13 protein-coding genes and 1 tRNA gene are annotated in these 12976 nt (G+C 61.7%); 8 read left to right on the forward strand and 6 right to left on the reverse strand.

Annotation, left to right across the window (positions count from 1 at the left end):
* Positions 1-49 precede the first annotated feature (49 nt).
* Positions 50-826 carry a DUF5781 family protein gene (locus LAQ58_RS12840; protein ID WP_224447846.1) on the reverse strand — a complete coding sequence of 259 codons (777 nt, stop codon included), beginning with the start codon at positions 824-826 and terminating at the stop codon, positions 50-52.
* 223 nt (positions 827-1049) lie between these two features.
* Here LAQ58_RS12840 and LAQ58_RS12845 point away from each other — a divergent pair, with 223 nt between their 5' ends.
* From LAQ58_RS12845 to LAQ58_RS12875, 7 genes are all read left to right on the forward strand, one after another.
* Positions 1050-3230, forward strand: a complete 2181-nt coding sequence (locus LAQ58_RS12845; RefSeq protein ID WP_224447847.1) for an elongation factor EF-2 — start codon at positions 1050-1052, stop codon at positions 3228-3230.
* Positions 3231-3552: 322 nt separating this feature from the next.
* Positions 3553-4080, forward strand: a complete 528-nt coding sequence (locus LAQ58_RS12850; protein ID WP_224447848.1) for an amino acid-binding protein — start codon at positions 3553-3555, stop codon at positions 4078-4080.
* Positions 4077-5018 carry a homoserine dehydrogenase gene (locus LAQ58_RS12855; RefSeq protein ID WP_224447849.1) on the forward strand — a complete coding sequence of 314 codons (942 nt, stop codon included), beginning with the start codon at positions 4077-4079 and terminating at the stop codon, positions 5016-5018. Before LAQ58_RS12850 ends, LAQ58_RS12855 begins: the two co-directional genes overlap by 4 nt.
* Positions 5019-5158: 140 nt before the next feature.
* Positions 5159-6427: a translation elongation factor EF-1 subunit alpha gene (gene tuf / locus LAQ58_RS12860; RefSeq protein ID WP_224447850.1), complete on the forward strand. Its 1269-nt coding sequence runs from the start codon at positions 5159-5161 to the stop codon at positions 6425-6427.
* On the forward strand, positions 6428-6736 hold the full coding sequence (rpsJ, locus tag LAQ58_RS12865; RefSeq protein WP_224332863.1) for a 30S ribosomal protein S10: 309 nt from the start codon (positions 6428-6430) through the stop codon (positions 6734-6736).
* Between the two features lie 110 nt (positions 6737-6846).
* A complete protein-coding gene (locus tag LAQ58_RS12870; protein ID WP_224447851.1) occupies positions 6847-7422 on the forward strand; it encodes a rhomboid family intramembrane serine protease in 576 nt (191 codons plus the stop codon).
* 69 nt (positions 7423-7491) lie between these two features.
* A tRNA-Ala gene (locus LAQ58_RS12875) sits at positions 7492-7563 on the forward strand.
* 147 nt (positions 7564-7710) lie between these two features.
* Here the strand turns inward: LAQ58_RS12875 and LAQ58_RS12880 are convergent.
* The 4 genes from LAQ58_RS12880 to LAQ58_RS12895 form a co-directional block, all read right to left on the reverse strand.
* On the reverse strand, positions 7711-10107 hold the full coding sequence (locus LAQ58_RS12880; protein WP_224447852.1) for a PAS domain-containing protein: 2397 nt from the start codon (positions 10105-10107) through the stop codon (positions 7711-7713).
* Positions 10108-10285: 178 nt separating this feature from the next.
* On the reverse strand, positions 10286-10657 hold the full coding sequence (locus LAQ58_RS12885; RefSeq protein WP_224447853.1) for a HalOD1 output domain-containing protein: 372 nt from the start codon (positions 10655-10657) through the stop codon (positions 10286-10288).
* Complete coding sequence (locus tag LAQ58_RS12890; protein WP_224447854.1) at positions 10654-11001, reverse strand: DUF7344 domain-containing protein; 348 nt, start codon at positions 10999-11001, stop codon at positions 10654-10656. Before LAQ58_RS12890 ends, LAQ58_RS12885 begins: the two co-directional genes overlap by 4 nt.
* A gap of 588 nt (positions 11002-11589) precedes the next feature.
* On the reverse strand, positions 11590-11784 hold the full coding sequence (locus LAQ58_RS12895; RefSeq protein WP_179169020.1) for a cold-shock protein: 195 nt from the start codon (positions 11782-11784) through the stop codon (positions 11590-11592).
* A gap of 278 nt (positions 11785-12062) precedes the next feature.
* Here LAQ58_RS12895 and LAQ58_RS12900 point away from each other — a divergent pair, with 278 nt between their 5' ends.
* The gene (locus LAQ58_RS12900; RefSeq protein ID WP_224447855.1) at positions 12063-12392 is read left to right on the forward strand and encodes a DUF5789 family protein; all 330 of its coding nucleotides are present in this window, start codon (positions 12063-12065) and stop codon (positions 12390-12392) included.
* Positions 12393-12482: 90 nt separating this feature from the next.
* Here the strand turns inward: LAQ58_RS12900 and LAQ58_RS12905 are convergent, their stop codons facing one another.
* A complete protein-coding gene (locus tag LAQ58_RS12905; RefSeq protein ID WP_224447856.1) occupies positions 12483-12899 on the reverse strand; it encodes a DUF7522 family protein in 417 nt (138 codons plus the stop codon).
* Between the last annotated feature and the right edge of the window lie 77 nt (positions 12900-12976).

Genomic DNA, 12976 nt, shown 5'->3' on the forward strand with positions numbered 1-12976 from the left:
CCGGTGAGCGGTGCGACCAGCGTTTCGCCGAAGCGGTCGCGTAACCGCTTCAGTCGGCCGCCTGCGGCCCGCCGCCGCTGCCGACCGCATACGCCCGAGTGACGTCGACGAGCGCCTTACGGTAGTCGCTGGCGGTCGTCTCGACGGCGAGCGACCGGAACTGGCGTCTGAACTCGTCGACGCGGACGTTCGGGGCGTCGTCGTCGGCGGCGTGCGCGAGGTCGTACAGTCGGTGGTCGTCGTCGACGAGACCGTGGCGCTCGACGAGCGCGAGCGCGAACGCCGCGTTGACGGCCGTTATCTCGGGGTCGGAGGCGGCGGTGGTCCGCGTCCAGTCGGCGCGAGGGACCGCCGTCGGTTGGTCGGCGAGCGCCGCCGCCAACTGGGATTCGAGGAAGTACACCAGTTTCTCCGCCGGGGCGACCGAGATGGTGATGTCGTCGGCGTAGATATCCTTCATGTGGTTGGCGATCTGGTAGCAGTGCGCAAGTTTGCGGCGCTCAACGCTCCGTCCCGTCAGCGCGAGGTAGAGCGCCTCCTCCGTCGACTGGACGTGGGAGGGGTGCGACTGCTCGTAGCGGGCCATGTGTGAGAACTCGTGGAGCGCGAGTTCGCGCGCCATCGCGCTCGTCGCGGCCTGTCGCGAGATGTTCAACACGTGGTAGTCACCGGCGGCGTTGCTGTAGTGGCCCGCCCACGTCCGCTCGTCGGGGTCGTCTCTGACGCGGACGTGGACCGGCCACGACAACTCGAACTCCGTCTCTAACAGGTCTGCCGCGCTGAGAAAGGCGTCCGGGGCGGCAGACCCCTGCACGCGAAGGTCCATGCGTACTGGTGACACGGTTCGGGACGGTATGACTCTTGTGCCGCGCGTCGCAACGGGCGAACGGGGTTACGTCGGCGTTTCGGCAGGTTGGCCAATGCAACGTTGCGAGGGTTTGCCAAGTGGTACGTACCCACACGGGACCGTATCAAACGGCCGTTTTCGGCGGATTCGGCGTCGGCAAAACACTACCCTTTTGACCCTCCTGCCGGTAGGGGCACTCATAATGGGCCGACGAAAGAAAATCGTACAGGAATGTGAGAAACTGATGGACCAACCGGAGCAGATCCGGAACATCGCCATCGCCGCTCACGTCGACCACGGGAAGACGACACTTTCGGACAACCTGCTGGCCGGAGCGGGCATGATTTCTGACGCGACTGCCGGACAGCAGCTCGCGATGGACACCAAAGAGGACGAACAGGAACGCGGCATCACTATCGACGCCGCGAACGTCTCGATGACTCACGAGTGGGAAGGCGAGAACCACCTCATCAACCTCATCGACACGCCGGGCCACGTCGACTTCGGTGGCGACGTGACGCGGGCGATGCGCGCCGTCGACGGCGCGCTCGTGGTCGTCGACGCCGTCGAGGGCGCGATGCCCCAGACGGAGACGGTGCTCCGGCAGGCGCTCCGCGAGGGCGTCAAGCCGGCGCTGTTCATCAACAAGGTCGACCGCCTCATCAACGAACTGCAGGAAGGTCCCGAGGAGATGCAGCAGCGGCTCCTCGACGTCATCACCGACGTCAACGAGCTCATCCGCGGGATGACCGAGGAGAAAGAGTACGACTGGACCGTCTCCGTCGAAGAGGGGACCGTCGCGTTCGGCTCCGCGTTGTACAAGTGGGGCGTCTCCATCCCGTCGATGCAGGAGACGGGCATCTCCTTCGCCGACATCATCGAGATGGAGCAGTCGGGCAACCGCGAGGAACTCCACGAGCGCACGCCGCTTTCGGACGTCGTCCTCGACATGGTCGCCGAGCACTTCCCGGACCCGCTCGACGCCCAGCCCCGTCGTATTCCGACGATCTGGCGCGGCGACGCCGAGTCCGAACTCGCAGAGCAGATGCGCGTCGTCGACGACGAGGGCGAAGTCGTCTTCATGTCGACCGACATCTCGATGGACCCCCACGCGGGCGAAATCGCGACCGGACGACTGTTCTCCGGCACGCTGGAGAAGGGTCAGGAGCTGTACGTCTCCGGCACCGCGGGCAAGAACCGCGTCCAGTCCGTCGGCATCTTCATGGGTGATTCCCGCGAGGAAGTGAGCCGGGTTCCGGCCGGCAACATCGCCGCCGTCACCGGCCTCCGCGACGCCATCGCCGGTTCCACGGTGTCCAGCATCGAGATGACGCCGTTCGAGTCCATCGAACACATCTCCGAGCCGGTCATCACCAAATCCGTCGAGGCGATGAACATGGACGACCTGCCAAAGCTCATCCAGACGCTCCAGCAGGTCGCGAAGGAAGACCCGACCATCCGCGTCGAGATCAACGAGGACACCGGCGAGCACCTCATCAGCGGTCAGGGTGAACTCCACCTCGAGGTCATCACCCAGCGCATCCGCGACAACCAGGGCATCCCGGTGCATACCGGCGAGCCCATCGTCGTCTACCGCGAGCAGCCGCAGGAGGCCTCCCGCGAGGTCGAGGGTGTCTCGCCGAACCGCCACAACAAATTCTACATCACCGCGGAGCCGATGGACCAGAGCATCGTCGACGCCATCAAGCTCGGCGAAGTGGCGATGGACATGCCCGAACTGGAGCGCCGTGAGGCGCTGCAGGAAGCCGGTATGGACAAGGACACTTCCCAGAACGTCGAACACATCTTCGGGACGAACATCCTCATCGACGATACGAAAGGTATCCAGCACCTCAACGAGACAATGGAGCTCGTCATCGAGGGTCTCGAAGAGGCGCTCGACGACGGTCCGCTAGCCGCAGAGCCCGTCCAGGGCGCGCTGCTGCGTCTGCACGACGCCCGCCTCCACGAAGACACCATCCACCGCGGTCCCGCGCAGGTCATCCCCGCGGTCCGCGAGGCGGTCCACCGCTCGCTCATCGACGGCAAGATTCGACTGCTCGAGCCGATTCAGAACGTCCGCATCGACGTCGCCTCCGACTACATGGGCTCTGCCTCCGGCGAGATTCAGGGTCGACGCGGCCGCGTCGACGACATGTACCAGGAAGGCGACCTCATGGTCATCGAGGGCATCGCGCCCGTCGAAGAGATGATCGGGTTCTCCTCAGACATCCGCTCTGCGACCGAGGGTCGCGCCTCCTGGAACACGGAGAACGCCGGCTTCCGCGTGCTCTCCGACAGCCTCCAACGCGACAAGATCATGGAGATCCGCGAGCGCAAGGGCATGAAGCTCGAACTCTCGCCCGCTATCGACTACATCTAACCGCGAGCCTCTACGCTCGTTTTTCTGTTCTTTCGCGGCCCGAGCGTCCGCCATTCGGTTGGGTTCAGTTGGAGACCGTCCTTCGCCGGGAGAACACAGTCTCTCGTTCGTCGGTGACGCTTCTGCTTGCGAGTCGTTTCTCGCTTCCCGTCGGCGAGCGACCCTCGGACAGAATTGCGAGTGACGAAGAGTTATAACCCTCGTAGCGTCAGAGGCGTAGTATGCGGATTGGCGCACACCAGCCGCGGAGTATCGACACGGAGCCAGAAAGCGACCGCTCCCTGTCGACAACAGGTGGCTGGCGCGTCGCGGAGGTGAGTCGATGAGCGACAGCGAGACGCCGCAACCGCACACGGTGCGCCTCGAACTCGTCGACGAACCCGGCCAGTTGCTCGCGGCGCTGCGACCTATCGCCGACAACGGCGGGAACCTGCTCTCCATCTACCACGAACGCGGCAATCTCACGCCGCGCGGACACATCCCTGTCGAAGTTGACCTGGAGTGCCCGCCGGACCGCTTCGGCACCATCGTCGACGCGCTCCGGAACAACGGCGTCAACGTGATTCAGGCGGGCGCGGAGCGGTACGGCGAGCAGTTGACCGTCCTCTTGGTCGGCCACCTCGTCGACACGGACCTCTCGGACACGCTGCGGAGCATCGAGGAGTGCGCGAACGCGGCGCTGGCGGATCTCTCGGTGTCGGCGCCCGAAGGTCGAAACGAGGAGTCGAGCGCCCGCGTCAGACTGGCGACGCAGGCGGGCAAACGCACGGACGTGCTCGCTGTTGTCCGGGAGATAGCCGACCGGAAGAACCTTCGAGTCGTCGAGCCGCTCGCGGAGGTGTCGGCGTGAGAGTCGCCGTCGTCGGCGCGGGAGCGGTCGGTCGCTCCGTCGCCGAGTTGGCCGCCGACTACGGTCAAGAGGTGACGGTGCTCGCCGACTCGCGTGGTGCGGTCGTCGACACCGACGGTATCGACGTCGCCGCGGCGCTCGACCGGAAGGAAGAGAACGGAAGCGTAGGCGACACGGCAATCGGCGACGCGCTCGCGGCGGAGTACGACGTGCTCGTCGAAGCGACGCCGACGACGCTCGGCGACGCCGAACCCGGCTTCTCGCACGTGCGGGCGGCGCTGGAATCGAATCGTCACGTCGTGTTGGCGAACAAGGGACCGGTCGCCGAGCGGTACGCGGACCTCCGAGCGCTCGAACGGGACAGCGACGGCGACGTACTGTTCGAGGCGACGGTCGGCGGGGCTATTCCGGTACTGTCGGCCATTGACGACTTCGGTCCGGACCACATCACCGCCGCCCGAGGCGTGCTGAACGGGACGGCGAACTTCATCCTCTCGCGGATGACCGCCGAAGGGCTGGACTACGACCACGTGCTCGCGGAGGCCCAGGACCTCGGCGTCGCCGAGGCGGACCCCTCCTTCGACGTGGAGGGGACCGACGCCGCGCTGAAATGCGTCATCCTCGGTAACGTGCTCTACGACGGCGGCTACTCGCTGGCCGACGCGGATGTCGACGGCATCCGCGACATCCCCGGCAGCGCGCTCGAACTCGCCGCCGAGGACGGTCAGACGGTCCGACTCATCGGCGAAGCGACCGCAAACGGCGTTCGCGTCGGGCCGCGACTTGTCCCGGAGAACGGAACGCTCGCGGTGACCGGCACGCAGAACATTGTCCAACTGGAGACGACCCACGCTGGGCGACTGAACATCAGCGGCCGGGGGGCGGGCGGTCCCGAGACGGCCAGCGCGGTGCTGTCGGACGTTCGACGACTCGAGTAGTCGGTGTCACCGACTACCGCACGGTAGGCAGTGTCAAACCGCAAGACGGCGTCGGGGTGTCCCGTACTCCGTATCGAAATCGTTTTAGGGTCCTCAACCAAAGGAAACGCCACATAGCGCCTTAGCGCGTGAGCTAAACAATGAGCGAAGACAAACCGCACCAGAACTTGGCCATCATCGGCCACGTCGACCACGGAAAAAGCACGCTCGTGGGCCGACTCCTGTTCGAGACAGGATCGGTCCCGGAGCACGTTATCGAGCAGCATCGCGAAGAAGCAGAAGAGAAGGGCAAAGGCGGCTTCGAGTTCGCCTACGTGATGGACAACCTCGCCGAGGAGCGAGAGCGCGGCGTCACCATCGACATCGCCCACCAGGAGTTCGACACGGACAAGTACTACTTCACCATCGTCGACTGCCCGGGCCACCGTGACTTCGTCAAGAACATGATCACGGGTGCCTCGCAGGCTGACAACGCGGTTCTCGTCGTCGCCGCCGACGACGGTGTCGCACCCCAGACCCGCGAGCACGTGTTCCTCGCCCGCACGCTCGGCATCAACGAGCTCATCATCGCCATCAACAAGATGGACGTCGTTGACTACGCAGAGGACTCTTACAAGGAGGTCCGCAAGGAAGTCCAGAACCTGCTGAACCAGGTACGCTTCAACGCCGACGACGCAACGTTCGTGCCGATTTCGGCGTTCGAGGGCGACAACATCGCCGACCGCAGCGACAACACGTCGTGGTACGACGGCCCGACTCTCCTCGAGGCGCTCAACGACCTCCCCGAGGTCGAGCCGCCGACGGACGCGCCGCTGCGACTCCCGATTCAGGACGTCTACACCATCTCCGGCATCGGTACGGTCCCGGTCGGCCGCGTCGAGACCGGTGTCCTCGAGACGGGTGCGAACGTCTCGTTCCAGCCGTCGGACATCTCCGGCGAGGTCAAGACGGTCGAGATGCACCACGAAGAAGTGCCGCGCGCAGAGCCTGGCGACAACGTCGGCTTCAACGTGCGTGGCGTCGGCAAGGACGACATCCGCCGCGGCGACGTCTGTGGCCCGGCCGACGACCCGCCGAAGGTCGCCGAGACGTTCACGGCGCAAGTCGTCGTCATGCAGCACCCGTCGGTCATCACCGCGGGTTACACGCCGGTCTTCCACGCCCACACGGCGCAGGTCGCGTGTACCGTCGAGTCCATCGACCAGAAACTCGACCCCGCGTCGGGTGAGGTCGCCGAGGAGAACCCGGACTTCATCAAGTCCGGCGACGCCGCCATCGTGACGATCCGTCCGCAGAAGCCGCTCAGCATCGAGCCGTCCGGCGAGATTCCGGAACTCGGTTCCTTCGCCATCCGCGACATGGGTCAGACCATCGCGGCCGGCAAGGTGCTCGAGGTCAACGAGCGATAAATGCAGCAAGCACGCGTTCGCCTCGCCGGCACGAGCCCCGAGGACCTCGACGACATCTGTGACGACGTCCGCGAAATCGCGAGCAAGACGGGCGTCAACCTCAGCGGTCCGATTCCGCTACCGACGAAGACGCTCGAGATTCCGTGTCGGAAGTCGCCCGATGGAGAAGGCACCGCGACGTGGGAGCACTGGGAGATGCGAGTTCACAAGCGTCTCATCGATATCGACGCGGACGAACGCGCGCTTCGCCAGCTCATGCGCATTCAAGTGCCCAACGACGTCAGCATCGAGATCGTTCTCGAAGACTGACCGGCGCTAAGGCCCGTCGCCAACCGACGGTGTCCGCACCACCTCTCTTTCGTTTTTTCCGCCTCCAGAGCCGGAGGTACGCTTTTGCGGAAGTAGCCCGTCTCGTCCGTATGGTCCGCGGCTCGAACAGCCCGACACTCGATACGCTCGTCCTCTTCGGTATCGTCTTTCTCGCCCAGGGCGTTCTGGGACTGTTCGGAAGCGCCGTCGGGCTGTTCGCACTCGCTCCCCCGGTCGATGTCCGTCCGTGGACGCTCGTCACGAGCGTGTACGCCCACGCGAGCGTCGGCCACCTGCTGAGCAACACCGTCGCGCTCGTCGTCATCGGCTTCCTGGTCGAACAGGGGACGACCCGATGGCGGTATCACGCGTTCTTCCTTTCGACCGGCGTCATCGCCGGACTCGCAGAGATATGGTTCGACGCCGCGTTCGGTCGCACCGTCGGCGTTATCGGCGCGAGCGGCGCGATCTTCGCGCTCGCGGGCTACCTCCTCGCGGCGAACCCGGTGACCGATTCGGTTCTCGATCGCCTGAATCTGAACGGGCGGACGCAGATCGCGCTGCTCGTCGGTGCCGCGGTTTTCGTCGCCGCGCTCGGGGCGGGGCCGAACGTCGCCATCGTCGCCCACGGCACCGGGTTCGTGCTCGGACTCCTCGCCGGGCGACTCCGACTGCTCGGCGTGTGAACCCGTGGCGGAGGCTCGCGAAAACAGAAGCTACAAGTACGGCGCACGGGTTAGTTGGGTTGCAGACGAGGGCTCGTAGATCAGTGGCAGATCGCTTCCTTCGCAAGGAAGAGGCCCGGGGTTCAAATCCCCGCGAGTCCATCCCACTTCGACTTTCTCGCGAAGGACTACAATTCCCGAGAGCTACAGTTCTAACTGATAGACAGCGATCGAATAAAGTCACCGCTACCACGCTCGCCCAACACATACGACAGCAGGGTCGCAGCGGAAATACTGTTTAGTATGCTGTCAGGGTTGAAGCTCAGAAGTTCTCACCGAGGGAAGCGTAAACGAAAAAGTTGCCCCTTCTCCGGGCTCGGACTCAACCCAAATATCGCCGTCGTGGCGCTCTACTATTCGCTCGCAGAGCGCGAGGCCAATGCCAGTTCCCTGATGCTCGTCGGAACCATTGAGACTTTGGAACACCTCAAAGATTCGCTCACTGTCGTCAGGAGCGATGCCGATTCCCTCGTCGCTCACCGAGATGACCCACTTCGGTCCCTGTTTCTCCGCGGCGACATGCACTCGCGCCGGCATGTCACCGCTATACTCGAATGCGTTGTCGAGGAGATTCTGAAACAGTTGGCGGAGTTGTCCTCGATCCCCCTCGACGTGAGGGAGGGATTCAGTGGTGATCTCAGCATTTATTTCCTCAATTTTCACCTGAAGGTCGGCACGGACGTCCGTGAGGACGTCATCCAGACTAACTGGTTCAAAGGGTTCACCACGCCTGTCGACTCGGGAATATTCTAGGAGCCCTTGGATCATATTACGCATCCGATCAGCGCCATCCACCGCGAACTCGATGAACTCACGCCCATCCTCGTCGAGTTCGTCGTCGTAGCGGCGCTCAATAAGTTGGAGGTAGCTCGACACCATCCGGAGCGGCTCCTGGAGGTCATGAGAGGCGGCATAGGCGAACTGCTCAAGACGCTCGTTCGATTCCCCAAGTTCCTCGATTAACTCTCCTAACCGCTGCTCTCGGTGTTTGCGCTCGGTGATGTCTTGGACTGCCCCGCGGAGCGAGACGACTTCCCCCTTCTCAACTTCCGGATCGCCTTGGACCCGGAGCCAGCGTATCTCTCCACTGGGGGTTCGAACTCGAGCCTCTACATCGAATGGTTCGGCGGTGTCCAGTGCCTCCTCAACTGCACTCTCGACGATCGGCCGGTCCTCTTCGTAATAGACATCGAGTGCCTCATCCAATGGCGGTTCCTCATCGTAGGGCACTTCCAAGATGTCGAAGAGATAATCCGTCCAAAATACTTCCTTTGTATCCACGTCAATCTCCCAACCGCCGACGTCAGCGATTTGCTCGGTCTTTTCGAGCAAATCCAGCGCCCGTTTGAGTTCCCACTCGTACTGTTTGCGCTCGGTGATGTCGCTCGCCATACCGATCCACTCGACGATGTCACCGTCCTCATCCAGCATCGGCACTGCACGAGAGAACGTCCAGCCCAGACTCCCATCGACCTGTTCGACCTGATGTTCCAGCTCGAAGGCGCTTTTGGTCCGGATAGCTTCGTCAACGGCCTCCATTACGTGCTTCTGGTCGTCCGGATGGATGTATTTATCAAGCCAATTGCTAGTCGATTCATGTATATCGGCGATGAACTCCTTGCCTTTAAGGCGGTGAATTTCGCCCCAATCGGGGCTCACGCGATATACTACATCTGAGCTAGCGTTGATCAACGCCTGGAATCGCTCCTTGCTCTCCTGAAGCGCCTCTTCGGCTTCCTTGCGCTCGGTGATATCGCGCGTCGTTCCGGTGACGGCTTCGACTTCCCCCTCGTCGTTGAGTACTGGTGCAAAGATGTAGTCGTAGATTCGGCGACCGAGCTCGGCGTGTTGAAACGCTACCTCGCCGCGGATGGGTTCTGTCGTCTCCACGATCTGGTCAATTTCGCGTTCGTGCATCTCCGCGTGCCACGGCTCGTAGCCATTTTCCAGTAGGGTTTTTCCGATGGACTCTTCGTAGGTTTGACCCCACATCTCTAGCAGTGCGTCGTTGGCGTATATGAAGCGGTAGTCGAGGTCGAACGCGTATACAAGGTCGGGAGTACTGGAAATGATGGTCTCGTAAAGCCGCCGCTCCTGCTCGGACTCAGCGGTTACTTTCATCATCTCTGTCTCAGCTTCCGTGCGCTCGGTGCTATCAGTATTCGCAGGCGACTCCGCATTTTCGAAGGCGTATGCGATTGTCACTCCCAACTCTGCGAGCGATTCTCGCTCAAGCGCGCCAAATCCTTGCGACCGGTTGGTAGCCAGATGCAAGACTCCGTACATAGCCTCCTCGTAAACGAGGGGAATGGCCGCGCAGGTTCGGTAATCGTGTTTGAGGGCGTGATCGCGCCATTCCTCGCAAGGCGGGTCGTCAACGAGATTCTGTACAACCGTGACCTCCCGTGTCTGCACTGCCTCGTTTGTCAGTTCCGCTTGAGGAAACTCCTCGTTAATGGTCAATCCATTGAGCGTATTTTTCGCGATTCCGGCGGAGGCTGTCGGAATCATCTCCTCCTTCTCTGGGCTATAGCGGTCGATCCACGCAAAGGAGTACAACTCCGATGCTACGAACTGCTCACAAATGCGTTGTCGTATCTCGTTTTTGGTGGTCGGGATTAATGCTCGAGTGACTTCTCCTATCACTGCGTGAATAGAGTGTTGCCCACCATGGCTCATTCTGTCAGTCAATATCTTAGAATTGGTTTACCCTTGTCGATTTCCGAAGACGAGATTAACTCGCGGGGGTCACACTCACTCGCTCCGCTCGTTCGCGTGACCCCCGCGAGACCACTCATAGGACGGGTTTTGCGTGAACGAGCAGCTACCGCTCGGCCTGTTCGTGGACGATGACCCAGCCATCGGTCTCAACGACGATGCGACGACCACGATACATGAACTCAGTCGAGCACTGCGTGGCACGAATACTTGACTCCGAGCCGAATAACGCCGACTCGAGGGCGGCGGTATCGACCACCTCATACAGCGGGGGCTGTTTGATGTCGCTGGGTGAGACATCTTCTGCTTCGGCAACCGCGTAGACAATCGTGGTCGTCAGTCCATCGGCTTCAGATGGGTCGTAAGGGACCTGGGTGACTACCTCCCACTCGGCATCCTCAGGTACGTTCTCATAAGTTCGGGACTCGTTAGTGGCTGTCCGGCGGTCGTCGGGTTGGTCTTCGGGGGCGTTCGTCACCTGATATCACTCCGTGCGTGGGTTTCCTGATCGCTGTCGTTGCTCCCGCCGGCGTTCTCCAACACGGCGAGGACCTGATCGGCGTGGGGACCAAGTCCGATCGTCTCGGTTGTCTCTTCGAATTCGATGATCCCCTCCTCGACGAGCAGTGGGACGTGATTGTGGTAGAGAGAAACGTACACGCGCTCGACCCCGTCATCGGAGACGGTTGATTCGCGCACGTCGTTCTCCCAGGTGGCGATCTTCTCCGCCAATTCCCGGAGTCCCCACTCGGTCTCTTCGAGGAGCGTGTAGAGGAGGTATCGTCGGCGGGGATGAGCCAACACCTCGAAGACGTGGTCCATCTCTAGAATCGCTGGTGGAAGACCCGAATCCACTCGATCACGGCCATCCGTCATCCTAGATGACACATCCACTAACAGGAGTTTCAAGGGGAACAGGTAAAAAATCGGTCCTTGATATTTATGAACTATCCAATCGGTGTCAGAAACCGCGTGCCGACCCTCTTCACGATTCTTTGGTGGATTCTGTCGATGTGATGGTGATAATCGGGATTTCTGCTGATTGCCGTCCACCACTTGACTGCATCTCGAATGTCGTGTTCGCATCACCAGTGGACGAACTGCTGTAGGTGTACGCGAATACGTCCCCGTTGCCGACTACCCGCCTCAACTTCGAGCGCAATACCCGTGACAGGCGTGTGAGCGACACGAGGACCAATCGGTTGAGCGCACCGATGAAGGTCCCAGCCACTTCTCCAACGATCTCAACGACGGGTGTGAGAGTAACTGTGTCTCCGTTCGCAACCGACGCAGGAGTAGAAGACCCGAAATGACCGCTAAACCCGGAGACGCGGCTCGGAGTGTGAGTACGCGTGTCAAAAAACGAAGCCGTCGTCAGGTGCCGCCGGGAGGCGGCGTCTGAATCAGGTGTTAGTTGCGGACGACGTTCGTCGCGCGCGGGCCCTTGGGGGCCTGTTCGATATCGAATTCGATCTCAGTACCTTCCGTTAGGTCTTCACCGCCGACGTCCTCCATGTGGAAGAAAACGTCGTCGTCAGCATCCTCGGTGGAAATGAAACCGTAGCCGCCTGTGTCGTTGAAGAAATCAACCTTACCGTTCGCCATTACAAACAAACGTATACGGGGTGCCCGTATAGGTGTTCCGAGGGTCGTGGTACCACGGTCGAACCTGGAGAAGGCGCAACTCGATACCACGCGATTAACCGCGACAGCACCGGTGAGTGCGACGCGCGTACGCGACAGTGGCTCCGAAGCGGCAGGTAACCGCGATTACGCGGTTCTCGGGTCCGAGAGTGGCGCCACCCTCGGTCGTTCGGCGCGTTCGAGACACCGAATTGGCGGGCGGCCACAGCGTTATACGGGTTAGTCGCGTAGAACAGCGGATGGCAGATACCAAGAAAAGTCGAGACAAGCAGGCCGACGACGAGGAACGACGCCAGCGAGAGCGGGAGCTGGAAGAGGCGCGCAGCCGTGCCGACGAAGCCGAACCGGCCGACGAAGCCGGTGAGAGGCTCGACGACCTGGACGACGCGCTCGAAAACCACGAGTATCCAACGACGACGGACGACCTGAGAGACGCGTTCGGCGACCGCGAGGTCGAAACGGAGGAGGGGTGGCGTTCCGTCGACGAACTACTCATCCCGGTCGACGACGAGACGTACACGTCAGCCGACGACGTCCGGAGTCGGATACAGGGACTGGTGGACCGCTAAAGAGGAACGGTCTCCGTTCGACGCCCGAGCCATCGAGAACGACGGCTTCCTCTCTCTCACGCAGCCAACCGGCGCGCTCGGGCCGGGTGGTCAGTCCCGAATCCAAGTTGGGGCAGCGCCGATCGTCTGCGGAGAGTCGGAGTGAAGAATTCTCAGACACTCGGTGATGAAGCGGATGATATTCCGGCCCGCTTCGGGAGCGAGCGTAATCACCGTCCCCACCGCCTCACCTTGCGTAAAGTGGAACATGAGCGCGTCATCGTAGAAGTGAGTCGTGCAGTGGAGGTTGCCCAGCTCGAACGGCGTGTCGTTCCTTTCTTCTCGGTTCTTTCGTCTGTAGTACTTGAACAGCTCCTCCATCCTCGATTCCGTGTAGAGCGCATCCACGTCGGACCTCATGTATAATATTTGACACCTGTCGTCGGAGTAGTGAACGGCACTTCGCAGATACTCACCGGCCTGCTCTTCGAGAAAAGCGACTAACCTATTCGCAGATTCTTTCGGCACATCTCGGTAAGGCTCTACCGGCTACTTAGCGATTCAGACAGTGACAATCACTGCAGAGGCGTTCGGTCGCACAGCGA

This window comes from Haloprofundus salilacus (genome assembly GCF_020150815.1).
In the GTDB taxonomy this organism is placed as follows: Archaea; Halobacteriota; Halobacteria; order Halobacteriales; family Haloferacaceae; genus Haloprofundus; species Haloprofundus salilacus.